This window comes from Kribbella turkmenica, from assembly GCF_004348725.1.
Lineage (GTDB): Bacteria > Actinomycetota > Actinomycetes > Propionibacteriales > Kribbellaceae > Kribbella > Kribbella turkmenica.
In genome coordinates this window covers 85,460-110,056 of the sequence record NZ_SMKR01000002.1, presented here as the reverse complement: position 1 = coordinate 110,056, position 24,597 = coordinate 85,460, and the positions used below count along the sequence as shown (strand labels likewise).

The following is a 24,597-nucleotide window of genomic DNA, read 5'->3' as shown; positions in this document are numbered from 1 at the left end:
CGGGTAGTTGGTGACGGCAACAGTTGTGGCACCGCCGCGCCCGGCCCGCTGCAAGGGCTCCAGCACCTCGAGCGTCTCGCCGCTGTGCGAGATGCCGACGGCGACATCCCCCGGACCGAGCAACGTCGCGCTCGTCAGCGCGCTGTGCACGTCGCTCCAGGTGCTGGCGGCCCGGTCGATCCGGTGCAGCCGGAGCCGCAGGTCCTCGGCGACGGACGCCGACCCGGACACGGCGTACATGTCGATCCGGCGGGCGTCGGAGAGCGCCTGCACGGCCCGGCCGAGGGCGCCGACGTCGATCGACGCGACCGTGTCCTCGAGCGCCCGGGTGTCGGCGCGCAACAGCGTCCGCAGGACGTCGTCCAGCGAGTCGTCCGGGCCGACCTCGGCGCCGGTCCCGCGCTCCCAGCTGCTGCTGGTCCGGCCGCTCTCGGCCGCGAGCGCCAGCCGGAGCTCGGCGTACCCGGACAGCCCGAGGGCGAGGCAGAACCGGGTGACGCTCGGCAGCGACGTCCCGCACCGGGCCGCGAGCTGGCCGATCGTCGACGAGGCGACCCCGGCCGGATCCCGCAGCACCTCGGTGGCGATCCGGGCCTGCGCCGGGCTCAGGGCGGGCAGCAACCCGTTGATCCGGGCCTCCAGGCTCGGCTGCGGCGACGCGGCGGCAATACTCATGTGAATTATTCTCAAGCCAGGTCAACAGCGATTGCAAGAGTTCACACGCGTCCGGGACCGGACACACGAAAAGACCCCCTCGGCCGGGCCAGGCCGAGGGGGTCGCAGAGCGATGCGGGTCAGAACAGCGCGGACATCAGCCGCCGGCGGGCTTTGACCACGCGCTCGTCGTCGGCGCCGACCACCTCGAACAGCTCGAGCAGGTGCAGCCGGACGGAGTTGCGCTCGTCGCCCGCGGTCACCTGGACGGTGGTGATCAGCCGGTTGAAGGCGTCCTCGACGTGGCCGCCCATCAGATCGACGTCGGCGACCAGCTTCTGCGCCTCGACGTCCGCGGGGTTGTCGGCCGCCCGGGTACGGACGTCGGCCGGCACGTCCTGGGTCCGCTTGACCAGCTGGACCCGGGCCAGGCCGGACTTCGCCTCGGCGTCGTTCGGCGTCTCCTTGAGCAGCTCCTCGTACGCCGCGATCGCGCCGTCCAGGTCACCGGCGCCGACCGCGTTCTCGGCCTTCGCGTACCGCGGGTCCGGCTCGGGCTCGGCGGCCTCCTCGGCCACCGGGCCGCCGACCGGCTCGGCCCGGCCGGTGATGCCGTTCGCGACCGCCACGGTCATCAGCTGGTCGAGGTACTGCCGCGCCTCCGGCTCGCCGAGCGTGCCCTGGAACAGCGGGACCACCTGACCCCGCAGTACGGCGATCACCAGCGGAACCGACTGGACGCCGACCGCCTGGGCCAGCTGCGGGTTCGCGTCGATGTCGATCCGGGCGAGCAGGAACTTGCCGGCGTAGTCGGTGGAGAGCTTGGCCAGCACCTGGCTGAGCGCGGCCGAGGCCTGCGACCGCGGCGACCAGAACTCGACCACCACCGGGACCTGCAGGGAGCGCTCGATCACGTCGGCCTGGAAGGTCGGCTCGCTCACGTTCAGCACATACGCCCCCGACGCGCCGCCACCGGCCGCCGGTGCACCACCCGGGGCGGGTGCGCCACCGGGACCGCCGGGTCCGGCCGGAGCCATGCCGGGCCTGCGCAGGGACGACAGATCGATCGCCCCGGGACGGGAGAAGTTCGACTGACTCACGACTGCCCTCGCATTCCGTTCACGTTCACGGGTCCATCCTCCCCGAGAGTGTCCACCTCCGGAAATCCGGAGCTGACGTACGAATCTCCGGCGGTGGACACTATGCCCTAGCCGTGCTGCGCCCGGGTGGCCAGGAGCAGTCGAGCGAGGCCGCTGCGGGTGCCGGCGACGGCGAGCCGGTCGCCCGGGTGCAGCTCCTTGCCCTGCTCGGGGGGCCAGTCCCAGGTGGTGCCGCTCTGGCGGGCGAGCACCAGGAGACCTCCGGCCTCGCTCACCTCGCCCAGCCGCAACCCGCTCGCGACCGACCCCGGCTGCACGGTCACCTCGGTGAGCAGCAGAACACGCCGACCGGCCGGCACGGTCACCTGGCTGCGGCGGTTCGCCACCGCCGCCGCGATCGCGGGCGCGACCAGCATCGACACCGACCGGCTGTGACCGAGTCCGAGCCGCCGTTCCACCCGCTGGGCCAGGTCGTGGTCGAACATCCGCATGGTGATCCGCGCCTCGGGATTCAGGTCGCGGACGACCATCGCGGACTCCAGGTTGGTGATGTCGCCGTTGGTCAGTGCGAGCACCGCCTGGGCGCGCTGGACGCCGGCCGAGCGCAGCGTCTCCTCGTTGCTGCTGTCCCCGATCACCACCGGGATCCGCAACCGGTGCGCGGTCTGGACGCCGGGTGCGTCGTCGTCGTGCTCGACCCCGACCACCGCGACGCCGCGCTCCGCCAGGATTTCCAGGACGCGCGCACCGACCGTACCGAGACCGCAGACGACCACGTGGTTGCGCGGCCGGCCGCGGACACCGCCGATGACCCGCGACAGCCGGGCACCGATCAGCGAGTCGACGACCACCGCGGTGAGCAGGGCCATCAGCACGATGCCGGTCAGCTGGACGACGACGCCGGCGACCTTGGCCCACGGCTCGGCGTCGGAGAACCGGTCGTCCTCGATCCCGGCCGACGTCACCGCACCGAGTGCCAGGTAGAGCGCCCGCAGCCAGTCGATGTCGGCGATGTAGTGCGTCAGCAAGGTCCCGACGAACACGAGGAACGCCATCACCGCCGCGATCCGGCGTACCCGGCGGTCGAAGACGTCGCGCATCGCCATCAGCCAGCCGGCCCGGCGGACGTCCTTGGTCCGCCAGACGGTCCGGACGCCGGTGCCGAGCACGATGTCGCCGGTCGGGTCGGTGCTGTCGATCGGCAGCAGCTCCGGGGTCGCCGACGACGTGGTGTCGGCCAGCACGGCCAGATGCGGCTCGCGGATCAGGTCGGCCTGGCCGGCCACCAGCCGCCGGCCACCGAGATCGAGCCAGGTCAGCTCGTCGTCCTCGAGCGCGTCCGACACGAACGCGGGCGCCGCGAGCGACGGACCCGAGATCACCACGCAGTCACCGAGAAGGCTGTGCAACTGCGCACCCAGCCGTGGGTTCACCATCTGGACGACGATGCGCAGGTCCGGATCCATGTCCCGCGCGGTCAGCGCGGTGTGCACGTTGTGGACGTCGTCGTTGTCCAGCAGCACCAGCGCCCGCGCGTGCGACGGCTGACCGTCCTTCGCGTCGATCCCCGCCCGCCGCAGCAGGCCCTCGCTGACGACGCGGACGCCCAGTACGTGCGCGCCGAGCTCAGCGATCCGTTCGTAGTGCCGCGACGCCGGGTTGACGATCGCGGTGACCTGCTCGCCGGAGCCGACCAGTTCGGTCACGACGCGCAGCATCGTGCGGTCGGACCCGCAGACCACCACGCCGCGCCCGTCGGCGGCCCGTGGGGTGCCGCCCGGCCTCGACGGTTCGGGCTCTGCCGCCGTCTCCTCAGAAGCGGGCGGGCTCTCGGTACTCGCCCCAGAGTTCCCGAAGAACGTGACAGATCTCCCCCATCGTGGCCTCCGCACGCGCCGCCTCCAGCATGGGTTCGATCAGGTTGCCGGTTCCCCTGGCCGCCTCGACCAGAGCCGACAGCGTACGCCGTACCCGGTCCTCGTCGCGGTGCGTCTTGCGCTCCGCGAGCACCCTGCACTGCTCGATCTCCACCTCGTGGCTGACCCGGAGGATGGACAGCTCACCGGAGACCGTGTCGGTCAGGGTGTTCACCCCGACGATCTTCTTCTCGCCCTTCTCCAGCTTCTGCTGGTACTCGAAGGCGGCGTCGGCGATCTCGGCCATGAACCAGCCGTCCTCGATCCCGCGCAGGATGCCGCCGGTCATCGAGCCGTCCGGGCTCATCTCCTTGATCCGGGCGAAGATCTCCTCGGCTTGCGCCTCGATGTCGTCGGTGAGCGCCTCGACGAACCAGGACCCGCCGAGCGGGTCGGCGACGTTGGTGACCCCGACCTCCTCCATCAGCACCGACTGGGTCCGCAGCGCGATCTCGGCCGACTCCTCGGTCGGCAGCGCGAGCGTCTCGTCGAGCGCGTTGGTGTGCAGCGAGTTGGTCCCGCCGAGGACGGCGGCCAGCGCCTCGACCGCAGTCCGGACGACATTGTTGTACGGCTGCTGCGCAGTCAGCGAGACCCCGGCGGTCTGCGTGTGGAACCGCAGCGACTGGGCCTTCTCGGTCTTGGCGCCGTACACGTCGCGCAGCCAGCGGGCCCAGATCCGCCGGGCGGCGCGGAACTTCGCGATCTCCTCGAAGAAGTCCAGGTGGCTGTCGAAGAAGAACGACAGGCCGGGTGCGAACACGTCGACGTCGAGTCCGCGGGACAGGCCCAGCTCGACGTACCCGAAGCCGTCCGCGAGCGTGTAGGCGAGCTCCTGCGCGGCGGTCGAGCCGGCCTCGCGGATGTGGTAGCCGGAGACGCTCAGCGGCTTGTACGCCGGGATGGTGGAGGCGCAGTACTCCATCAGGTCGCCGATCAGGCGCAGGTGCGGTTCCGGCGGGAACAGCCACTCCTTCTGCGCGATGTACTCCTTGAAGATGTCGGTCTGCAGCGTCCCGTTGAGCTTGGTGAGGTCGGCCCCCTGCCGCTCGGCCGCGACCAGGTACATCACGAACGCCGGTACGGCGGGACCGGAGATCGTCATCGACGTGGTCACGTCCTGCAGCGGGATGTCCTTGAACAGCCGGTCCATGTCGGTGGCCGAGTCGATCGCGACCCCGCAGTGGCCGACCTCGCCGAGCGACTTGGGGTCGTCGGAGTCGCGGCCCATCAGCGTCGGCATGTCGAAGGCGACCGACAGGCCGCCGCCACCGCCGTTCAGGATCATCTTGTACCGCTCGTTGGTCTGCTCGGCGTTGCCGAAGCCGGCGAACTGGCGGATCGTCCAGGTGCGGCCGCGGTATCCGGTCGGGTAGAGCCCGCGGGTGAACGGGAACTCTCCCGGCCAGCCGATCCGCTCCATCCGCGGGTCCTCGACACCCTCGGGAGGTCCGTACACGGGCGCGACCTGGGTGCCGGAGAGCGTGGTGAAGTCCGCCTCCCGCTTGCGCGCCGCGTCGTACCGCTGCTGCCACCGGCTCCGGCCGGCGGCGATCTGGTCGGCATCCATCAGTCAGACCTCCTCGAGAACTGGTCCCAAAATACTAGGACGTCCAACTATTTCCAACCAGCCCCGGACCGCCGGGCCATCACAATTGCGCGCCGGAGGCCGGCCGCCGCGTGGAGACGCACAGAGTTGCGCGTTGTGATGGCGTGGGGATCCGCTGCCCGGGTCAGGTGAAGTCGCCGGCGTTGTGGCGCAGTGGCTCGAGAACGGACCAGAGCATCTTCAGCTGCTCGTCGGTCAGGCCGGACAGGGCGAAGTCGGCCGCGACCAGGTCGGCGGTCGCGCGCTCGACCAGCTCGCGTCCCTCCGGGGTGATCTCGCACAGCACCGCCCGCCCGTCGTCCGGGTGCGGGGTCCGCGTCACCAGGCCGGCCGCCTCCAGCCGCCGGACGATCGACGTCACCGAGGTCGGGTGCACCTGCAGCCGTTCGCCCATCTTGCCCAGCGGCAGCGACCCGCGGCGCGAGAACGTCAGCAGCACCAGCGCCTCGAACCGCGCGAACGTCAGCCCGTGCTTCCTGAGGATGTCGTCGAGCTCACCGATGACGATCTGCTGGGCCCGCATCAGCGACGTGACGGCCCGCATCTGCTCGACCGCCCCCCACCGCCGCCCCCACTGCCGCGAAGCCTCGTCGATAGGATCGAACGGCAACGCCCTCTTCCTCGCCATGTGCCGAAGATTAGCCGGAGACCAGGCACACCATGGCGACTCTCCGAAAGTGTCCGGTGGGGGTGTCATGCTTCGCGGTATGACGCTGTCGAGGGAGCGGGCCGGCTTCTATCTCGAGCAGTTGCGAGCTGAGAGTGCGCGGCTGGGCGAGGTGGGCCGGATGGGGCTGGAAGCCGCCGTGCCGAGCTGTCCGGGGTGGACGGTCGAGTCGGTCGTGCGGCATGTCGCGCAGGTCTACCTGCACAAGGTGGAGGTGCTGCGGCTCGGGGCGCTGCCCGACCCGTGGCCGCCGGACCTCGGTGACCGGGACGCACTCGAGTTGTACGACGAAGCACGCGCGGCGATCGTCGACGCCCTGGAGCAGGCCGGGACCGGGCAGGCGACCTGGACGTTCAACCCGGACGACAAGACAGCGGGGTTCTGGTACCGGCGGATGGCGCTGGAGAGTGTGGTCCACCGGATCGACGTGGAGCAGGCGCACGACGTGGTCACGCCGATCGCGCTCGAATCGGCGCTCGACGGCATCGACGAGCTTGTCTACCCGAATCTCGCCGGCCCGTGGTGGGAGGAAGGCGACACCGAGCACGCCGTCGACGCCGCCGTACGGCTGACCGCCGAAGGCAGGTCGTGGACGGTCCGCGCGGACGCCACCAGTGTGACGGTGAGCCAGAGCGCCGAGGGTGGCGTGGCCGCCGAGATCTTCGGGTCGGCCGAGGCCGTGTTCCTGTGGTTGTGGGGCCGGTCGGAGGTCTCGGCGATCCGGTCGGCCGGTGACGAGGACGTCATCCGCGAGTTCCGGGCCCGGGTCTCGGAGGCGACCCAGTGATGTCCTGATCCAGGGTGGCCGATCGTTCCTTTGCCGAGGGGCCACAGTGGGCCTGGCGAAGAAGGAGTGTTCCGATGGCGCAGTACCTTGCACTGACCTACACGGCGGACGTCGACTGGTGGGCTCCCGAGCAGGCGAGTGAGCTGGCGGAGTACCGGCAGTTCGCGCTGGACCACGCCGGGAGCGTCAAGGCGAGTGCCGTCCTGCATCCGACGCCGACGGCGACCGTCGTCCGGGTGGAGGGTGCACGCGGCGGGAAGGTCGTCACGACGGACGGGCCGTACGCGGAGACCAAGGAGGCCCTGACCGGGTACTACCTGATCGAGGCCGAGGACCTGGAGGCGGCGATCGCCGTCGCCGCGCAGATCCCGGCCGCGTGGAACGGTGCCGTCGAGGTCCGGCCGGTCATCCTCGCCAGGTAGCGGCATGCACGACACGCTCGCGGAGACGATCCGGGTCGAGGGGACCCGCATCCTGGCGACCCTGATCCGGACCGTCGGCGACGTCCAGCTCGCCGAGGACGCCGTCCAGGAGGCGGCGCTGGCGGCTCTCGGCGCCTGGCCGGTCACCGGAGTGCCGCCGGAGCCGCGTGCCTGGCTGACGGTGACGGCCCGGCGCAAAGCGATCGACATCGTCCGCCGGGAGCGGGCACGCCCCGGCAAGGAGCGAGCCGGGCTGGAACTGATGGAGATCGGCCGGTCGGACGGGATCGTCCCGGACAGCGTCGTCCGAGACGACCTGCTCCGGCTGATCTTCACCTGCTGCCATCCCGCACTGTCGCCGCCGACCCGGGTCGCGCTGGCGTTGCGCACGTTGTGTGGCCTGTCACCGGCCCAGATCGGCGGCGTCCTGCTCACCACCGAGGTCGCGACGAACAAGCGGCTGACGCGGGCCCGGCAGAAGATCGCGGCCGCACGGATCCCGTATCGGCTGCCGGCTGACGACGAACTGCCCGCCCGGCTGCCGGCCGTGTGCAGCGTCATCCACAGCCTCTACACGTCCGGCCACGCTCCGATGGAGGGCGAGACGGCGTACGACGTCGACCTGTGCGCCGAGGCGGTCCGGCTGGCGGAGTTGCTGCACGAACTGCTCCCGGACCAGCCGATGCCGTCCGCCGTACTGGCGTTGCTGCTCCTCACCGAGGCACGCCGGCCGGCCCGGCTCGACGAGGACGGTCACGTGGTCACCCTCGACCAGCAGGATCGTTCCCGGTGGGACAAGCAGGCGATCGACCGCGGGATCGCCATGCTGAACGACTCGCTGCTGCGCTCCGGCCGGCAGGCCGACGCGTATCAACTCCAGGCGGCCATCGCGGCCGAGCACGCCCGCGTACCCAGCTACTCGGCGACCGACTGGTGGGAGATCGTCCGCCTGTACGAACTGCTGGTCTCGATCGCGCCGAGCACGTCCGCGCACCTGGCCTATGCGGTCGCCACCGCGGAGGCCGACGGCACCGCGTCCGGTCTGGCCATGCTCGACGAGCTCCCGCCGAGCCCTCGCTGGCACGCCGTACGTGCCGAGCTGCTCGCTCGCGATCACCGGTACGCCGAAGCAGCCGAGGAACTCACCCGGGCGCTCGCCGGACCGGCCACGGATCCCGAACGCGCACACCGCGAACGCCGTCGGCAGGTCTTCCTCGACCTGGCCGGCTGACGGTCAGTCGCGGTCGTCGTCGGTCCAGTTGCCGCGTTCGCTGTTGAAGATCGACTTGGTGCCGGAGCCGGCCGGCGGGCGGGCCTGGGCCTGCTGGGAGGCCGGTGTCGGGGCCACCGTGGTGGCGACCTCCTGCGCGGAGTCCATCCCGATCGGGCCGGTGCCGTCGTCGTCGGTGTCGTCGTCGCCCTGCACCACGTCGACGCTGGCCGACGCGCGCAGACCGGTGCGCTGGATGACGCGCTGGATGGTCAGGTCCCGGTCGTCCGGGCGGCTGACCCAGCGGATCTCCCGGAAGCCTTGATCCTGCGCCGCCGACTCGAAGACGAAGTGGCCGTAGCCGAAGATCCGGCCGACGATCGGTTTCTGCAGGGTGATGTCGAGGACTCGTGCGATCGGCGTGGTCGCGACCGTCTGGGAGAAGACGCCGCGGATCCGCATCACCCGCATGTTGGTCACCACGAAGCGGTCGCGGTGATGGGTGAGGAACTGCCAGAAGGCGTGCATCAGGAGTATCAGCACGATCGCCAGCAGCACCTGCGTGCCGCCGATCGAGTTGGTCACCACCGCCACCAGCAGGGCGGTCGCCAGCACGACCTCGAGCATCGGCGGCGTGAACACCACCCAGTGCTGCCGGACCTCGTCGATGACGACTTCGCCCTCGTCCGAGATCAGATGGCGCCGGACCTTCGGGTCGAAGATCCGGAACAGGCCTATTCCGGCCATCCGCTCACTCCCCTGTCACGCTGTTGTGTGACCCCGTACAGCCAAGTGTCCCGCACGATCGCTCGTGACGGGACACTCGGACGGCAGATCAGTTGAACAGCGCGGTCAGGAAGGTGATCACGCTCCCGAACGCGTCGCCGACGGCCGAGAACGCGCCTCCCACCGCGTCGGCGGCGTTCGCCGGCTGAGTGAACAGATAGAAGCCGGCAAAGGCGATGACCGACCAGATCAACAGCTTCTTCGGCATGTCACCACTCCTCGTTCGCAACCACTCGGTCGACTGTGTTTGTGTTTGTATCACGGACCGTCACCAATTGTCACTGACTGAACACAGCCCACCGCACAATGCTCACCAGCTACAAGTCCCATTCTGTAACGGATTCGGGGGCGTGGCAGCCACCGGCGCGCCGCCGTGAGACGCGGATCGCACCGTCGCGCGGAAAACCGGCCGACTTTGCCCGATTCCGGACCTTCTGTCACTCCTGCCACCGGCGACGACACAATGTGACAGAGTGTGGTCGAGTGTTGCAGATCGTGCCCCGGTCAGAGGGCCGCGATGAGCTCGTCGGCGGCGGTGTACGGGTCGGTGTTGCCCTCGGCCACCTTGGCCGCCAGCACGTCCAGCCGGGCATCGCCGTGCAGGTGCGCGAACCGGGAGCGCAGCGCCGTCATCGCGATCGCCTCGATCTCGTCGCGGGCCCGGCCGCGCCGGCGTTGGGCCAGCACCCCGTTGGACTCCATCCAGGCCAGCCGGTCCTCGATCGCCGAGACCACCTCGGCGACCCCTTCGTTGCGTGAGGCAACAGTCTTCAGGATCGGCGGCGACCACGCGCCCTCGGCCCGTTCGGCCAGCGCGAGCATCGCCCGCAGGTCGCGGGTGACGTTCTGCACGCCGTCGCGATCCGCCTTGTTCACAACGTAGATGTCGCCGACCTCGAGGATGCCGGCCTTCGCCGCCTGGATGCCGTCACCCATGCCGGGGGCGAGCAGGACGAGCGTCGTGTCGGCCATCCCGGCGATCTCCACCTCGGACTGCCCGACCCCGACCGTCTCCACCAGCACGACGTCGAACCCGGCCGCGTCCAGCACCCGCAGCGCCTGCGGCGTCGACCAGGCCAGGCCGCCCAGGTGACCGCGCGACGCCATCGACCGGATGAACACCCCGGCGTCGGTCGCGTGGTCCTGCATCCGCACCCGGTCCCCCAGCAGGGCGCCGCCGGAGAACGGCGACGACGGGTCGACCGCGAGCACGCCGACCCGCTTGCCGGTCTCCCGGTACGCCGAGACCAGCGCCGACGTCGACGTAGACTTACCGACCCCCGGCGAGCCCGTGATCCCGACGATGTGCGCGTTCCCGGCGTACGGCGAGAGCGCCGCCATCACCTCGCGGAGCAGCGGGGACTCGTCCTCGACCAGTGAGATCAGCCGGGCGACCGCCCGGGAGTCACCCTCCCGGGCCCGCTCGACCAACTCGCCGACAGGAGCTGTGCGCCGTGGCATCAGCTCTTCTGGGGTACGCGCACGATGAGGGCGTCGCCCTGACCGCCGCCGCCGCACAGGGCCGCGGCGCCGACGCCGCCACCGCGACGCTGCAGCTCCAGCGCCAGGTGCAGCACCAGCCGGGCGCCGGACATGCCGATCGGGTGGCCGAGGGCGATCGCGCCGCCGTTCACGTTGACCTTGTCGAGGTCGACCTGCAGCTCCCGCGCGGACGCGATCCCGACGGCCGCGAAGGCCTCGTTGATCTCGACCAGGTCGAGCGCGGCCGGCTCGATACCCTCCTTCGCGCAGGCCTTGACGATCGCGTTCGCCGGCTGGCTCTGCAGCGAGGAGTCCGGGCCCGCGACCGAGCCGTGCGCACCGATCTCGGCGATCCAGCTCAGCCCGAGCTCCTCGGCCGTCGCCTTGCTCATCACGACCACGGCGCAACCGCCGTCGGAGATCTGCGAGGCCGAGCCGGCGGTGATGGTGCCGTTCTTGCCGAACGCCGGCCGCAGCCTGGCCAGTGACTCGACCGAGGTGTCGCTGCGGACGCCCTCGTCGCTGTCCACCACGATCGGGTCGCCCTTGCGCTGCGGCACCTCGACGGGCACCACCTCGTCGGCGAAGACGCCGTTCTTCCAGGCCGCGGCGGCCTGCTGGTGCGAGCGGGCGCTGAACTCGTCCTGCTCCTCGCGGGTGAGCTCGAGGCCCTCGTTGTTGGCCTGGTCCGTGAGCGCACCCATCGCCTGGTCGGTGAACGCGTCCCACAGCCCGTCGAACGCCATCGAGTCGACCAGTGACACGTCGCCGTACTTGAAGCCCTCGCGGGACTTCGGCAGCAGGTGCGGCGCGTTCGTCATCGACTCCATCCCGCCGGCGACGACGATCTCGTACTCGCCGGCGCGGATCAGCTGGTCGGCGAGCGCGATCGCGTTCAGGCCCGACAGGCAGACCTTGTTGATGGTAACGGCCGGGATGTCCATCGGGATCCCGGCCTTGACCGCGGCCTGGCGGGCGGTGATCTGGCCGCCGCCGGCCTGCAGCACCTGGCCCATGATCACGTACTCGACCTGGTCCGGTGCGACCCCGGCCTTCTCCAGTGCGCCCTTGATCGCGAACCCGCCGAGCTCGGCGCCGGTGAAGCCCTTGAGGCCACCCAGCAGCCGCCCGATCGGGGTGCGCGCGCCGGCCACTATGACGGTTTGGTTCTGCGAGCTGCGAGACGCGTCAGACATGGTGTCACGATACCTGCGACGGCACTGGTACGCCCCTGGTCCGACCCTGTCGATCAGGTCACACGCCGGTCCCGTTTACCGGTCGACGTGACCGGAAGCTCGGTCACGAAGGTGATCGTCCGCGGCACCTTCGCCGGACCGAGGTGCGCCCGCGCGTGCCGGCGCAACTCCCACGCCTCCACAGCGCGCCGGCGGACCACGTGCGCCTCCAGCCGGGCGCCGTACTCCTCGTCCGGTACGCCGCCCACCCGCGCCTCGGCCACGGCCGGGTGCGCGAGCAGGACGTTCTCGACCTCGATCGGGAACACGTTCTCCCCGCCGGTCACGATCAGGTCGTCGGCCCGGCCGTCGACGAAGAGCCGTCCGGCCGAGTCGCGGTGCCCGAGGTCGCCGGAGTCGGCCATCCGTCCGGCCAGCCGGCCACCGACGTGGATGTGGCCGATCTGGCCGGCGCGCACCGGTTGACCGTCGTCCCCGGCGACCGCGACCCGTACGCCGGCCGCCGGGCGACCGATCGTTCCCGGCGCCTCCCGCAGATCGATGGGTGTGGCGAGCGTCGACCAACCCAGCTCACTGGAACCGTAAAGGTTGAACAACCGCGGCCCGAACGCGCGCGTGAGCCGTTCCGCCACGGCCGGATGCAACTGCCCGCCGCCACTCACGACAGCGGCCAGCGGGACCTCGATCCCGGTCCGCGCGACCTTCGACAGGATCGGCGGTACGCCGGTCAGCAAAGCCCCCGGGTGGTCGCGCAGGAACCCGGCCACGTCCTCGGGACGGAAGTGCCGCCGGACGACGACCGGCATCCCGAAGGCCAGCCCGAGCGCGAGGAAACCCACTCCGAAACCGTGGAAGAAGGGCTGGGTGACGACCAGCGGAACCCCACGCCGCAGGGGCAATCGGCGCACGAGGGTCGCGACCGGCACGGCCTGCGCCGCACTGATCTTCCGGTCGACGGCCTTCGGCGTCCCCGTGCTGCCGGACGTCATCACCACGACCTGGCCGCGGCGCCGGGCCCGGCGCGCGCCGACCTCGACGGCCGGCGCGCCGGGATCGGCGAGGACGACATCGGCGTTGGCCCGCAGGCCGGAGACGACCGCCGCGACGAACGCCCGCCCGTTCGGCTCCCGGACCGCGATCCGTTCGCCGTCGCTGTGCTCGTACGTGAGCCGGTCGAGGTCGGCGTACGTGATCGGGCCGTCGTCGTCGACGAGCGCGACCGCCCCCGGATTGTTGCGTGCGGCAAGGGTTGTCAGGGTGGCCAGGGTGAGGCCGTGCCGGCGGAACGCGAGGGGCGCGCGCCAGGGCCGCACGCCGGCCAGCAGCCGGCCGAGTCCGATGACGACATCCCCCGCCATCTCCCCAGTGTCGCATCGGGGCGGTGTCGCATCGGGGCGGTGTCGCATCGGCCACTTTCGATTGGCTTCGTCCGGGCGGCTGGGCCACCCTGGCGTCATGGACCACCCCACCGCCACCACGACCGGCTTGTTCGAGGCGATCGACCACGTGGGTATCGCCGTGGCCGACTTCGACGAGGCCGTCCGGTACTACGCCGACGTGTTCGGGATGACCGTCGCGCACGAGGAGGTCAACGAGGAGCAGGGCGTCCGGGAGGCGATGCTGTCGGTGGGCGGCTCGGGGTCGTCGATCCAGCTGCTGGCGCCACTGTCGGACGCGTCGCCGATCGCGAAGTTCCTCGACCAGCGCGGGCCGGGCATCCAGCAGCTCGCCTACCGGGTGCGCGACCTCGACGCGGTGTCGGCGACGCTGCGGGAGCGCGGCGCGCGGTTGCTGTACGACGAACCGAAGCGCGGCACCGCCGGGTCGCGGGTCAACTTCGTGCACCCGAAGTCGGCCGGCGGCGTCCTGGTCGAGCTGGTCGAGCCCGCACAGTTGTGAAACCTCGCTGTCACCGGCCTCCCACAGGCGGTGACGGCACGCGCCGAACCCATGCCGAGCGGCGAATCGCGGACTACGCTGTTCGGGTGCTGAGGAGCAGCGCCACCGGATCTCTGGACGGTGTGCCGACCGGGTTCCAGCACGGCGCCTTCGTCTACGGATCGGACGAGGAGTTCGTGCGGCTCGCGACACCCTTCGTCCGCGACGGCCTGGCAATGGGTGAGGCAGTCGTGGCTGCCCTGCCACCGGCCCGGATCGTCGCCCTGCGTGAGGCCCTCGGGCCGGAGGGCGACCAGGTCGGTTTCATCGACATGACCCAGGCCGGCCGCAACCCGGCCCGGCTGATCCCGCTGTGGCGGGACGCCCTCGAGCGGCATCCGGGCCGCCCGGTCCGCGGCCTCGGCGAGCCGGCGTACGCGGGCCGGAACGCGGACGAGTACGACGAGGCCGTCCTGCACGAGGCGCTGCTCGGCGTCGCGTTCGCCGGCGACAAGGACTTCCGGCTGCTCTGTCCGTACGAGACCGCCGTCGGCATCGACCCGACCGCCACCCACTCCGGCGCGGAAGCCGTTGCGGAAAAGGCGTTCCGTACGGCGCTGAGCGACGTACCGGACCGGGCCGAGCGGTGGGAGTTCGGACTCGCCGATCTCGGGCACGTCCGGCAGTGGGTGAACGCGCAGGCGTCGTCGTACGGCGTCTCGCGGGACCGGCTGGACGACCTGGCGCTCGCGCTGCACGAGATCTGCACGAACAGCATCCGCTTCGGCGGCGGGCGCGGGACGTTGACCGTGTGGGTCGCCGACGGCTCGCTGATCTGCGACGTGGCCGACCACGGCCGGATCGACGACCTGCTGGTCGGCCGGGTGCTGCCGCCGCTCGACGGGCTCGGCGGCCGCGGCGTCTGGCTGGCCAACCAGCTGTGCGACCTGGTCCAGCTGAGATCGGGTGACGGCTTCACCCAGGTCAGGCTGCACACCCGCCTCCGCTGATAAGACCACTGACAACGGTGGACTGGAGCAGTGACGGTCGTCTCAACCGCACCTCGCTGTGTCACAAGGCACAGCCAGACGTGCATACTCAGCGGTAAGTTCCGCTCACCCAGACCGCCGCTCCAGGAGGTACGACGTGAAGCAGATCCTCGACGCGATCCTGTCCGGTGACACCGCCGCCGTCGGTGCGCTCGACGTCCCGGACCATTACCGCGGCATCACCGTGCACGCCGACGAGGCGACCTTGTTCGAGGGTCTGGACAGCAAGGAGAAGGATCCGCGCAAGAGCCTCCACCTCGACGACGTCCCGACGCCGGAGCTCGGACCGGGCGAGGCCCTGGTCGCGGTGATGGCGAGCGCGATCAACTACAACACCGTCTGGACGTCGATCTTCGAGCCGGTGTCGACGTTCTCGTTCCTGAAGCGGTACGGGAAGTTGTCCCCGCTGACCGCGCGCCACGACCTGCCGTACCACGTGGTCGGCTCCGACCTGGCCGGCGTCGTACTGCGCACCGGACCCGGGGTGAACGCGTGGCAGCCGGGCGACGAGGTGGTGGCGCACTGCCTGTCGGTCGAGCTGGAGTCGCCGGACGGGCACAACGACACCATGCTCGACTCCGAGCAGCGGATCTGGGGCTTCGAGACGAACTTCGGCGGGCTGGCCGAGCTCGCGCTGGTGAAGTCGAACCAGCTGATGCCGAAGCCGGACCACCTCACCTGGGAGGAGGCCGCGTCACCGGGGCTGGTGAACAGCACGGCGTACCGGCAACTCGTCTCGGCCAACGGCGCGAACATGAAGCAGGGCGACGTTGTCCTGATCTGGGGCGCGTCCGGCGGGCTGGGGTCGTACGCGACGCAGTTCGCGCTGAACGGCGGCGCGATCCCGGTGTGCGTGGTGTCGTCCCCGGAGAAGGCGGAGATCTGCCGCGCCATGGGCGCCTCGCTGATCATCGACCGGTCGGCCGAGGGCTACCGGTTCTGGAAGGACGAGACCACCCAGGACCAGTTGGAGTGGAAGCGGTTCGGCGCCCGGATCCGGGAGCTCACCGGCGGCGACGACCCGGACATCGTCTTCGAGCACCCGGGCCGGGAGACGTTCGGGGCGTCGGTGTACGTCGCCCGCCGCGGCGGCACGATCGTGACCTGCGCGTCGACGTCCGGCTTCCTGCACGAGTACGACAACCGCTACCTGTGGATGAATCTCAAACGGATCATCGGCTCCCATTTCGCCAACTACCGCGAGGCCTGGGAGGCGAACCGGTTGATTGCCAAGGGCATGGTCCACCCGACCGTCAGCAAGGTGTACCCGCTGGAGGAGACCGCGCAGGCGGCGTACGACGTCCATCGCAACCTCCACCAGGGGAAGGTCGGCGTGCTGACGCTCGCGCCGACCGAAGGTCTCGGGGTTCGGAACACGGCGCTGCGGGAACAGCACGCGGACGCGATCAATCGCTTCCGCAACAGGTAGTTTGTCCCCAGAGCCGGATTGGCCGGTTACGCCCGGTTCTGACAGGCTTAAGGTGGGGATTCACCATGAGCCGCCAGAAGGGAATCTCGGGAAATGCCTGACGAGTCGAGCCTGCCGTTCTTCGACCGTACGGCGACCGCGGCCGGGGGATTCCCGGTCAGTCGCCGTGGGTACGACAAGCAGGCGGTGGACGACTACGTCCGCGCGCTGGAGATGCAACTCGTCGAGGCACGGAACCGGGCCGACGAGCTCCAGGGCGGCGTTGCTCCCCTGCAGCGTCAGCTCGAGGAGACCCGGCGGCAGCTCGAGGCCAGCGCCAACCCGTCGTACGCCGGTCTCGGCGATCGCGCGGCGCAAATCCTCCGGCTCGCCCAGGACCAGGCGTCCGAGGCTCTTGAGGAGGCTCGCCGGGAGGCGGACGAGCTGCGGGCCACCGCGGCCAAGGAGGCGGCCGCGGCCCGGGCGACCGGTGAGCGGGAGGCCGAGGACATCCGCTCGGTCGCGCTGACCGAGGCCGACAGCCTGCGCCGGACGGCCGAGGGCGACGCCGCCGAGATCCGCCGGACCGCGGAGACCGAGGCCGCCGAGGTGCTGCAGACCGCCCGGCGCAAGGCCGAGCAGCTGATGCTGACCGCTGAGTCCCAGGCCAGCACGCTGAAGAACGGCGCGCTGCACGAGGCCGAGAAGATCCGGACCGCGATCCAGCGCGAGTCCGCCGCCCTCCGGGCCCGGCTCGCCGACGAGCGCGAGCAGCAGGCCAAGGAGCTGGCCGACAAGCACCAGCAGATCGCGGCCGACACCGAGAATTTGACCACCCAGATGCGCGAGGCCGCCGAGGCCTCCGAGCGGCGGGTCGCCGAGGCGACCGAGCAGGCCCGCAAGATCCGCGCCGGGGCTGAGGAGTCGGCCGAGCGGACCCTCAGCCGCGCACGCCGCGAGGCCGAGCAGCTGCTGGCCACCGCGCGGACCCGCTCCGAGGCCGAGCTGGCCAGCGCCGCCGACGAGGCCGAGCGGTCGCGCACGATCGTCGCCCGCGAGACCGAGCGGCTGGCCAAGCGCCGCGACGGCATCCTCACCCAGATCGCCGGGCTGAACGAGATCGCCAGCAACATCGCCCGGCAGGCCGCGGAGCTCGACTCCGAGACGGCGGCGCCGGCGTACGTGAACCCGTTCGCCCGGCCGCAGACGCCTCCCCCGGCGGCGCCGGCGGCAGCGGCGGCGGCCGAGCCCGTGGCTGCGGCGTTCGCGCCGCCGGCCGAGACGGTGGCGCCGGCGGGCAGTCCGTTCGCGCCGCGGGACGCCGTACCGGCGGCGGACAGCCCGTTCGCGCCGAAGGCCAAGGACGACTCGTCGTACGACGAGGACGAGGACGACGACGGCCCGTTCACCGGGGCCAGCCCGTTCGTCGGCGCCGGCGCGGGTGAGGCGCGCGTGGACGAGACCCGGATCGACACCGGCCTGCGGGTGGACGCCAAGGACGCCGGCGAGCTGGCGAGCAAGACCGCCGGCGGTCCCGTGGAAACCGACGACGAGCCGGCCGACTCGACCAGGATCGACGAGTTCCGGCTGAGTGACCTCGCCGACGAGGAGACTCGGGTGCAGGCGGTTCCGGACGCCGTGGCCACCAAAGCCGGCAAGGAGCCCGCCGACGACGAGAAGCCGGACGAGGCCGCTGCCGGCTCGCGATCCCCGAAGGACAAGATGTGACGCCACCCGGCGACGAAAACTCCACAGCGACGCCCGGGCAGGACCTCGCCGAAGCCGCCCGCGAGGCCCGGGCCGCCGCCGCGGAGGCCGCAGCCGCCGCCGAGCAGGCCGAGACATCGGCACAGTCCGCCGAGCGCTCCGCCGCGGAGGCCGACGACTCGGCCGGGGACGCCGACTCCGCGGCCGACCAGGCCGACGACTCGGCGGACGACGCGGAGGTCGCCGCGCGCAAGGCCGGCCGCTCGGCCCTGACCGTTGCCGCCCAGGACGAGAACCTGGCCGGCGAACTACTGATCGACGAGCGGCACCCCGACACCGGCATGGGGCTGCCGGGTCCGCCGCTGCGGCGGTCGAACCCGTTCATGTTCGGTTTCTTCGCGGCCCTCGGCGTACTCGTCGCCTGGGGGCTGTGGAACGCGCTCGGCCAGGCCCGCTCGGTCCTGATCCTGCTGCTGGTCTCGATGTTCATCGCGGTCGGCCTGAACCCGCTGGTCGAGTGGTTCATGCGCCGCGGCCTGAAGCGCGGGCTGTCCGTCGGCGTCGTCTTCCTGCTGATGATCCTCGCGGTGGCCGGCGTCGGGTTCGCGATCGTCCCCGTCGTCACCGACCAGATCAACAGCCTGATCAGGAACGCGCCCGACTGGCTCGACCTGCTGACGAAGTCGCGGACGCTCAACGAGCTCAACGAGCGCTACCAGTTCATCCAGAAGGCCCAGGACTACGTCCAGGACCCGGCGCTCGCACAGCGCGCGTTCGGCGGCATCCTCGGCGTCAGCCGGGTGGTGGCGAACGCGTTGTTCTCCGCGTTCACGATCCTCATCCTGACGCTGTACTTCCTGGCGTCGCTGCCGTCGGTGAAGCGGGCGGCGTACAGCCTGGTCCCGGCCAGCCGCCGTCCCCGGGTCTCGATCCTCGGCGACGAGGTCCTCAGCCGGGTCGGCGGCTACGTCAGCGGCCAGTTCCTGGTCGCGGCCTGCGCCGGCTTCTTCATGTTCGTGTTCCTGCAGATCGTCGGGCTGCGGGAGTACGCCCTGGCGCTGGCGATCGTGGTCATGTTCACCGCCTTCATCCCGATGGTCGGCGGCCTGATCGGCGTCGTCGTCGTCGCCCTCATCGGCTTCACCATGGGCCTGTGGACCGGCGTCGCCTGCCTGGCGTACGGCATCGTCTACCAGCAGATCGAGAACTACGTCATCGCTCCGCGCATCATGCGCCGGGCCGTGGACATCCCCGGCGCGGTCACCGTCATCGCCGCCCTCCTCGGCGGCGCCCTGCTCGGCGTGGTCGGCGCCCTCCTGGCCATCCCCTCCGCCGCCGCCATCCTCCTCATCATCCGAGAAGTCTGGGTCCGCAAGGCCGACGCGTCGTAGGAGGTGCGTGGACCGCCCACGCGTCCGCTACCCCGCTCCTACGTCGCGTACCGGACGCCCGCTCCACCCACCCGCCGCGGGCGGCTGCCGCCGCTCATCTGCGGGCCTCATTGCCCGCCATCAACCGCCTCCCGTGCAGCGCCTCACTTCAACCGACCGGTGGACAGTTCCAGCCGCATGACGTCAACGTGCCTCGACGATCACCTGCAAACGCAGTACCGCGAGACCCAACGGTGCTCAACCCGAATGATCGGCTACGACACTTGGGACCGACGGACCGCTCATTTAGCCTGAGGGCGCCGACGGCTTAGGGAGGAACGTATGGCGGGTGTTTGGAGCCAGGGCGGAGAGGGGCGCTGGCGCCCACTGGCTGCAATCGGTTTCGTGAGTGAAGCGGACTTGCATGGACTGATCGAGGACACACCGGCCATGCTGCCCCTGGCCGGCTCGCCTCGGCTCGCGGTGGTCGGCCGAGAGGTCAACTGCGGGCGGGAGCGCGCAGACCTGCTCGCGGTGGAGGTCGAGACCGGACGACCGGTCGTGATCGAGATCAAGCTCGCGTCGAACACCGACCGCCGGAAGTCGCTGACGCAGGTGCTCGGGTACGCCGCATATCTGCGCCGTCTCGACGCCAACGGGCTGAACACGATACTGCGCAGCTACCTCGATGAGCGCGGCTACGGCTCAATCGCCAACGCAGCCAAGTCGGCCGCCGAGGCGGATCCGAGCTTTGACGAGGAGAGGTTCCAGACTCTGTTCGATGATGCGTTGACCGAAGGACGTCTGCGGGCGGTGATCGTGCTCGACGAGGCGCCGGACGATCTGGTCGACCTCGTCGGGTATCTGCAGGACATGACGAGTGACCGGTTGGAGCTCGATCTGGTTGTCGTGACCGCGTACGAGGTTTCCGGCCAACGCATTCTCGTCCCGCAGTTGATCGAACCGGACCGGTCACAGCTGACGGCGGAGCTAGCCGGTACGAGTAAACCGGCGCCGGCGACCGAGATAGTTCGGGGCTCGGACGCATTCGCCGAGACCATCGCGAGCGCGCCTGCCGGGCAGCAGGCGGTCCTGCGCCGCCTGTTGGAGTGGGCGCGCGAACTGGAGCGCGATCAGCTTGCGACGCTCTATACCTCGATCGGCAAGGTCCGATGGGTACTCAATCCACGGCTGCCCGGTCAGACGCGCGGCATGATTTCGATCTGGAATGACAAGGGCCCGTACATCTCGCCGTACCGCACTGTGTTCGAACAGGAAGCGCCCACCACGCTCGCCAAACTGGATTCGATGGCTCCGAACGAGATCGGCAGAGGCAACTACATCAAGGTCGCCTATGACGACGACCTCCTGGCAATACTGCGCGAGGCTTACACCGAAGCCAGAGACAGCCGAGCCTGACCGCCGGATGCGCGGCAGTTAGCCGAGCTGGGACTTGGCAACCTGGATCCCCAGGCCGATCGGGCCGCCGCTGGCTGCGGTGAGTCGATGCCTGCTCCGGCCAGCATCGGATGCCGCGTGGGGTCGTTACGGGAGGTCGTGGGACCGGCTAGGGGCCGGCGAGTTTGGTGATCTCGGGGGTTCCCTTGGTGTGGAAGGCGCAGGCCCGGGGGTAGCCGGCCAGGCAGCCCCGGGTGGTCATGAGGGCCGTGTAGTAGTCGATGTAGCGGAAGCCGTAGGTTTCGCCGCGGGCGAAGGCCTGGTGGCGGATGGCGGAGACCCAGCGGTAGAAGGCCTCGTCCGGGATGGGGACGTACAGGGAGGGGTGGAAGCCTTCCATGTCCTCCCAGTTCTCGGCGTGCAGGACCGAGCGGACCGAGTGCCGCGGTCCGTCGACGCCGTCCGCGGGCTCCATCGGGAGGCCGGCCAGGAAGCGGGCGCGTTCGGTCAGGCTCGCGGCGTGTTCGTGGTCGCGGTGGATGCTGTGCTTCCAGTGGGTGATCAGCGTGTCCGGCTGCTTCTCCCGGATGACCGCGGCGAGTTCCGCGGCGACGTCGTCGGTGTCGGGCAGGAAGCCGTCGCTGTGGTCGAGAACGATGAAGTCGGCACCGATGGCGGTCGCGAACGCCTCGCCCTCGGCGATCTTCTGCTTCTTGTACTCCGACGGCGGCAGCCGCGGGTGGCCGCGTTCGCCCGGGGTCAGCGCGACGATCGTGGCGTCGGCGCCTTCCAGCACCAGTTTGGCCAGGGTCGGTCCGGCGGTCAGGTCCATGTCGCCGATGTGCGCTCCGACGGCGAGCACTGTTCTGGTCACAAGCAACTCCTCACTTCAGGCCACTCAGTACGACGCCTCGCACGTAGTACTTCTGGAACAGCAGGAACACGACCAGCACGGGCAGCGTGCTGACGACCAGGCCGGCCATCACGATGGGCATCGTCCGGTCGGGGTCGAGGAAGCTCTGCAGGAGCTGGATGCCGACCGGCAGGGTCTGCAGGGACGGCTCGGAGGACGAGATCAGCAGCGTCCAGATGTACTCGTTCCACATCCCGATGAAGGTGATCAGGCCGAGGGTGATCGCGACCGGCTTCGTCTGCGGGAGGACGATCAGCCGCCAGGTCTGCCACTGGTTGGCGCCGTCGATCCTGGCCGCCTCGAGCATCTCGTCCGGCAACGACACCATGAACTGGCGCATCAGGAAGATGCCGAACCCGCTGACGGTGAACGGCAGGATCAGCGCGAGCAGGCTGGTGGTGAGACCGCCGTCGCCACCACGGCCGAGGAGGTCGTTGCCGCCGGCCAGCGGCCAGTTGAGCATGATCAGGAAGACCGGGATGAGCAGCAGGAACGGCGGCAGCATCATCGTGGCCAGGATGAACCGGAAGATCACCGCCCGGCCGCGGAAGCGCAGTTTCGCCAGTGCGTAACCGGCCATCGACGACGTGACCAGCACACTGATCGTCACGCTGACGGTGACGATCACGCTGTTGCGGAACAGCCGGCCGAGCTCGAGCTGGGAGAACGCGTCCCGGTAGTTGTCCAGGCTGAACGACTCCGGCAGGAACTCGTACGGGATGACCCCGTACTCCCCCGCGCCCTTGAACGAGCTCATCACCATGTCGAGGAACGGCATCACCATCGCGACGCCGCCGATGACCACCACCAGGTACGAGAACCACGGGAACCGCCGTCTCATGACGTTTCCTCTCCGCGCCGCCGGGCGATCCACAGCTGCAGCAGCGTGATCGCGAAGATGACGACGAACAGCACCATCGCCATCGCGCTCGCCGTCCCCCAGGCGCCGAACTTGAACGCCTGCTGGTACATCTCGAAGGCGGCGACGTTGGTCGCGTTGACCGGCCCGCCGTCACCGGTCATCACGATGATCAGGGCGAACGACTGCAGACCGCCGATGAACTGGGTGATCAGCACGAACAGCAGCGACGGCCGCAGCAGCGGCAGCGTGATCTGCCAGAACATCCGCCCCGGCGACGCCCCGTCGACGGCCGCCGCCTCGTAGTACATCAGCGGGATCGCCTTGAGACCGGCGGTCAGGATCAGTACGGCGCCGCCGATCGAGGCCCACGCGTGCACGACGGTCACCGACGGCAGCGCGTACGACGCGTCGGACAGGAACCCGATGCTGTTCACCCCGAGCTTGTTCAGCACGCCGTTGATCAACCCGGCCGGCTGGTACATCATCTTCCACACGTTGCCGATCGCCACCACGGTCGCGACCACCGGCAGGAAGTAGAGCACCCGCCAGAACCCCTGGAAGTGCAGCTGCTCGATGCAGTGCGCCACCAGCACCGAGCCGACCGTTGCCAGCAGCACCGATCCGAAGGCGAACATCAAGGTGTTCACCAGGATCGGCCGCACGAACGCGCCGTCGAGGCTCAGCACCTCGCTGAAGTTGGCGAACCCGGCCCACTCGATCGTGCCGAGGTCGAACCCGCCCCAGTCCGAGAAGGCGAGCGCGATCGCGAAGAGGAACGGCAGGATCAGGAAGATGCAGAAGAACAGCAGCGACGGCGCCAGGAACAGGTACGCCGCCCGGCCCTCCCGGTGGAGGCCCGAGGCGCGGGCGGCCGGTGCCCGGAGCGCGCCGACCCGGATCGCGGTCGTCATTGCGGCTTGACGGCCTTGGCGGCCTGGGCCAGCGCCTCGTCCGGGCTCTTGCCGTCGGCCAGCACAGTCATGATCGCGTTGTGCAGTGCGGTCTTCGCTTCGTAGGCGCCCGGCTGGTTGGGCTCCGGCATCGCGTACGACGCGGCGTCGTAGATCGGCACCAGGTTCGGGTCGTCCAGCGACTTCCTCAGCGTCGCCAGGTCGGAGGTCCGCGGCGGGATCAGGCCCATGCCGGCCAGGTACCGGCCCATCCCGGTGACACCGCTGTCGGCCTTGTGCTCGTTCAGCCAGGTCAGGAACTTCCACGCCTCGTCCGCGTGCTTGCTGCGTTCGTTCACGCCCATGAAGAACCCGTACGCGAGCGATCCCTTGCTGCCGGCGGTCGGCCCCGGGATCGGTGCCACGCCGACGTCGGACGCGTACTTGGCCGCCATCTGCGTCTTCAGGCTGCCGACCCACCAGCCGGCCTGGATCGCCATCGCGACTCCCCCGCTGCGGAACTGCTTGGTCGGCGACACCGAGGTGTTGCTCGCCTTCACCCCGGCCAGGTCGGCCTCGAGTTTCAGCGCCGCCTTGCCCTGCGGGTCGTCGAACTGCGCCGTACCGTCCGGACCGAGGAAAGAGCCGCCGGCAGCGTCGAGCAGCGACAGGAACGGATGCACCGACTTGTTGTCGCCGTCCTGGATCAGGCTGAGTCCCTCGACCTGGATGTTGCCCTTGGCGTCGCGCTTGACGACCTTCCGCGCGACGTCCTGGAGCTCGTCCCAGGTGGCCGGCGGCTTGGTCACGCCGGCCGCGGCGAGGATCTTCTTGTTGTAGAAGAGCACGTAGGTGTTCAGCTCGGTCGGGTAGCCGAGCAGCGTGTCCCCGGTGGTGACCGCGCCGAGCGCGGCCGGGCTGTAGCTCGACTTGATGCTCTTGGCGAGGTCGTCCGGCACCTTCGCCAGCACGTTCGCCTTCTGCAACTGCCCGCCCCAGAGCCCGTAGGCGCTGACGATGTCGGCGCCCCGGCCGCCGGTCTGGCGGACGGTCAAGGTGGTGAGCAGGTCGTCGAACTTGACCACCTCGGACTTCACCTGGACGTCCGGGTTCTCCTGGTTCCACTGCGCGATCATCTTGTCCAGGCCGCCCTTGGCGGGGTCGGACCCGTAGTGACTCAGCAGCGTGAGCTGTACCTTGCCACCGTCTCCCGAACCCTCGCCTCCTGAGCAGGCCGCGCCCGTTGCCAAGAGCCCCAGGACGACGGCCAGCCGTACGCCTCTCTTGAGCATG

General features: G+C 70.1%; 23 protein-coding genes. 9 read left to right on the top strand and 14 right to left on the bottom strand.

Features of this window, described 5'->3' with window-relative positions; all coding sequences use genetic code 11:
• The 5 genes from E1218_RS01050 to E1218_RS01030 all read right to left on the bottom strand — a co-directional run.
• Positions 1-675 (bottom strand): MurR/RpiR family transcriptional regulator (locus E1218_RS01050; RefSeq protein WP_132315201.1); only part of this gene is annotated, 675 nt, incomplete at its 3' end.
• A gap of 119 nt (positions 676-794) precedes the next feature.
• Entirely contained in the window at positions 795-1,754 is a 960-nt protein-coding gene (locus E1218_RS01045) for a co-chaperone YbbN (protein ID WP_132315199.1), read from the bottom strand.
• Positions 1,755-1,861: 107 nt separating this feature from the next.
• Positions 1,862-3,496 (bottom strand): NAD-binding protein, encoded by a 1,635-nt coding sequence (locus E1218_RS01040; protein ID WP_407657555.1) that lies wholly within the window; start codon positions 3,494-3,496, stop codon positions 1,862-1,864.
• Positions 3,497-3,566: 70 nt separating this feature from the next.
• On the bottom strand, positions 3,567-5,240 hold the full coding sequence (locus E1218_RS01035; protein ID WP_132315195.1) for an acyl-CoA mutase large subunit family protein: 1,674 nt from the start codon (positions 5,238-5,240) through the stop codon (positions 3,567-3,569).
• 163 nt (positions 5,241-5,403) lie between these two features.
• Positions 5,404-5,907 carry a MarR family winged helix-turn-helix transcriptional regulator gene (locus tag E1218_RS01030; RefSeq protein WP_132315193.1) on the bottom strand — a complete coding sequence of 168 codons (504 nt, stop codon included), beginning with the start codon at positions 5,905-5,907 and terminating at the stop codon, positions 5,404-5,406.
• Positions 5,908-5,986: 79 nt separating this feature from the next.
• On the opposite strand from E1218_RS01030, the gene E1218_RS01025 reads away from it, so the two are divergent.
• The 3 genes from E1218_RS01025 (at position 5,987) to E1218_RS01015 (ending at position 8,386) form a co-directional block, all read left to right on the top strand.
• On the top strand, positions 5,987-6,733 hold the full coding sequence (locus E1218_RS01025) for a maleylpyruvate isomerase family mycothiol-dependent enzyme (RefSeq protein WP_132315191.1): 747 nt from the start codon (positions 5,987-5,989) through the stop codon (positions 6,731-6,733).
• A gap of 74 nt (positions 6,734-6,807) precedes the next feature.
• Positions 6,808-7,155, top strand: coding sequence for a YciI family protein (locus E1218_RS01020; protein ID WP_132315189.1), 348 nt, complete (start codon positions 6,808-6,810; stop codon positions 7,153-7,155).
• Between the two features lie 4 nt (positions 7,156-7,159).
• Positions 7,160-8,386 (top strand): RNA polymerase sigma factor, encoded by a 1,227-nt coding sequence (locus tag E1218_RS01015; RefSeq protein WP_132315187.1) that lies wholly within the window; start codon positions 7,160-7,162, stop codon positions 8,384-8,386.
• 3 nt (positions 8,387-8,389) lie between these two features.
• Here the strand turns inward: E1218_RS01015 and E1218_RS01010 are convergent, their stop codons facing one another.
• From E1218_RS01010 to E1218_RS00995, 5 genes are all read right to left on the bottom strand, one after another.
• A complete protein-coding gene (locus tag E1218_RS01010) occupies positions 8,390-9,112 on the bottom strand; it encodes a PH domain-containing protein (RefSeq protein ID WP_132315185.1) in 723 nt (240 codons plus the stop codon).
• A gap of 88 nt (positions 9,113-9,200) precedes the next feature.
• Positions 9,201-9,359: a hypothetical protein gene (locus tag E1218_RS35845; RefSeq protein WP_165949072.1), complete on the bottom strand. Its 159-nt coding sequence runs from the start codon at positions 9,357-9,359 to the stop codon at positions 9,201-9,203.
• A gap of 296 nt (positions 9,360-9,655) precedes the next feature.
• Positions 9,656-10,612: a methylmalonyl Co-A mutase-associated GTPase MeaB gene (gene meaB, locus E1218_RS01005; protein ID WP_132315183.1), complete on the bottom strand. Its 957-nt coding sequence runs from the start codon at positions 10,610-10,612 to the stop codon at positions 9,656-9,658.
• Positions 10,612-11,829, bottom strand: a complete 1,218-nt coding sequence (locus E1218_RS01000) for an acetyl-CoA C-acetyltransferase (protein WP_132315181.1) — start codon at positions 11,827-11,829, stop codon at positions 10,612-10,614. The genes meaB and E1218_RS01000 overlap by 1 nt, the downstream gene beginning before the upstream one ends.
• A 53-nt stretch (positions 11,830-11,882) precedes the next feature.
• Entirely contained in the window at positions 11,883-13,187 is a 1,305-nt protein-coding gene (locus E1218_RS00995) for an AMP-binding protein (protein WP_165949071.1), read from the bottom strand.
• Between the two features lie 97 nt (positions 13,188-13,284).
• Here E1218_RS00995 and mce point away from each other — a divergent pair, with 97 nt between their 5' ends.
• The 6 genes from mce to E1218_RS00965 all read left to right on the top strand — a co-directional run bounded on the left by mce (position 13,285) and on the right by E1218_RS00965 (position 20,660).
• Entirely contained in the window at positions 13,285-13,728 is a 444-nt protein-coding gene (gene mce, locus E1218_RS00990; protein WP_132315177.1) for a methylmalonyl-CoA epimerase, read from the top strand.
• Between the two features lie 86 nt (positions 13,729-13,814).
• Positions 13,815-14,717 (top strand): sensor histidine kinase, encoded by a 903-nt coding sequence (locus tag E1218_RS00985; protein WP_233711918.1) that lies wholly within the window; start codon positions 13,815-13,817, stop codon positions 14,715-14,717.
• Positions 14,718-14,853: 136 nt separating this feature from the next.
• The gene (ccrA, locus tag E1218_RS00980) at positions 14,854-16,185 is read left to right on the top strand and encodes a crotonyl-CoA carboxylase/reductase (protein ID WP_132315175.1); all 1,332 of its coding nucleotides are present in this window, start codon (positions 14,854-14,856) and stop codon (positions 16,183-16,185) included.
• A gap of 93 nt (positions 16,186-16,278) precedes the next feature.
• Positions 16,279-17,892: a coiled-coil domain-containing protein gene (locus tag E1218_RS00975; RefSeq protein WP_233711917.1), complete on the top strand. Its 1,614-nt coding sequence runs from the start codon at positions 16,279-16,281 to the stop codon at positions 17,890-17,892.
• The gene (locus E1218_RS00970; protein ID WP_132315173.1) at positions 17,889-19,262 is read left to right on the top strand and encodes an AI-2E family transporter; all 1,374 of its coding nucleotides are present in this window, start codon (positions 17,889-17,891) and stop codon (positions 19,260-19,262) included. The genes E1218_RS00975 and E1218_RS00970 overlap by 4 nt, the downstream gene beginning before the upstream one ends.
• A 384-nt stretch (positions 19,263-19,646) precedes the next feature.
• Positions 19,647-20,660: a PDDEXK family nuclease gene (locus E1218_RS00965; RefSeq protein ID WP_132315171.1), complete on the top strand. Its 1,014-nt coding sequence runs from the start codon at positions 19,647-19,649 to the stop codon at positions 20,658-20,660.
• 148 nt (positions 20,661-20,808) lie between these two features.
• Here the strand turns inward: E1218_RS00965 and E1218_RS00960 are convergent, their stop codons facing one another.
• Genes E1218_RS00960 through E1218_RS00945 form a run of 4 tightly spaced genes read right to left on the bottom strand, consistent with a single transcriptional unit; the run spans position 20,809 to position 24,596 of the window.
• Positions 20,809-21,513 (bottom strand): PIG-L deacetylase family protein, encoded by a 705-nt coding sequence (locus E1218_RS00960; protein WP_132315169.1) that lies wholly within the window; start codon positions 21,511-21,513, stop codon positions 20,809-20,811.
• A gap of 10 nt (positions 21,514-21,523) precedes the next feature.
• The gene (locus E1218_RS00955; RefSeq protein WP_132315167.1) at positions 21,524-22,393 is read right to left on the bottom strand and encodes a carbohydrate ABC transporter permease; all 870 of its coding nucleotides are present in this window, start codon (positions 22,391-22,393) and stop codon (positions 21,524-21,526) included.
• Entirely contained in the window at positions 22,390-23,325 is a 936-nt protein-coding gene (locus tag E1218_RS00950) for a carbohydrate ABC transporter permease (protein WP_132315165.1), read from the bottom strand. Before E1218_RS00950 ends, E1218_RS00955 begins: the two co-directional genes overlap by 4 nt.
• Positions 23,322-24,596 carry an ABC transporter substrate-binding protein gene (locus tag E1218_RS00945; protein ID WP_132315163.1) on the bottom strand — a complete coding sequence of 425 codons (1,275 nt, stop codon included), beginning with the start codon at positions 24,594-24,596 and terminating at the stop codon, positions 23,322-23,324. The genes E1218_RS00950 and E1218_RS00945 overlap by 4 nt, the downstream gene beginning before the upstream one ends.
• Position 24,597: the final 1 nt, after the last annotated feature.

Bases quoted from the DNA above. Each gene is read 5' to 3' on its own strand.
- E1218_RS00975 (WP_233711917.1), top strand. From the start codon at position 16,279: ATGCCTGACGAGTCGAGCCTGCCGTTCTTCGACCGTACGGCGACCGCG.
- mce (WP_132315177.1), top strand. From the start codon at position 13,285: ATGGACCACCCCACCGCCACCACGACCGGCTTGTTCGAGGCGATCGAC.
- E1218_RS01020 (WP_132315189.1), top strand. From the start codon at position 6,808: ATGGCGCAGTACCTTGCACTGACCTACACGGCGGACGTCGACTGGTGG.
- E1218_RS35845 (WP_165949072.1), bottom strand. From the start codon at position 9,359: ATGCCGAAGAAGCTGTTGATCTGGTCGGTCATCGCCTTTGCCGGCTTC.
- E1218_RS01030 (WP_132315193.1), bottom strand. From the start codon at position 5,907: ATGGCGAGGAAGAGGGCGTTGCCGTTCGATCCTATCGACGAGGCTTCG.
- meaB (WP_132315183.1), bottom strand. From the start codon at position 10,612: ATGCCACGGCGCACAGCTCCTGTCGGCGAGTTGGTCGAGCGGGCCCGG.
- E1218_RS01015 (WP_132315187.1), top strand. From the start codon at position 7,160: ATGCACGACACGCTCGCGGAGACGATCCGGGTCGAGGGGACCCGCATC.
- E1218_RS00945 (WP_132315163.1), bottom strand. From the start codon at position 24,596: ATGCTCAAGAGAGGCGTACGGCTGGCCGTCGTCCTGGGGCTCTTGGCA.
- E1218_RS01010 (WP_132315185.1), bottom strand. From the start codon at position 9,112: ATGGCCGGAATAGGCCTGTTCCGGATCTTCGACCCGAAGGTCCGGCGC.
- E1218_RS00955 (WP_132315167.1), bottom strand. From the start codon at position 22,393: ATGAGACGGCGGTTCCCGTGGTTCTCGTACCTGGTGGTGGTCATCGGC.
- E1218_RS01025 (WP_132315191.1), top strand. From the start codon at position 5,987: ATGACGCTGTCGAGGGAGCGGGCCGGCTTCTATCTCGAGCAGTTGCGA.
- E1218_RS01000 (WP_132315181.1), bottom strand. From the start codon at position 11,829: ATGTCTGACGCGTCTCGCAGCTCGCAGAACCAAACCGTCATAGTGGCC.
- E1218_RS00995 (WP_165949071.1), bottom strand. From the start codon at position 13,187: ATGGCGGGGGATGTCGTCATCGGACTCGGCCGGCTGCTGGCCGGCGTG.
- E1218_RS01035 (WP_132315195.1), bottom strand. From the start codon at position 5,240: ATGGATGCCGACCAGATCGCCGCCGGCCGGAGCCGGTGGCAGCAGCGG.
- E1218_RS00950 (WP_132315165.1), bottom strand. From the start codon at position 23,325: ATGACGACCGCGATCCGGGTCGGCGCGCTCCGGGCACCGGCCGCCCGC.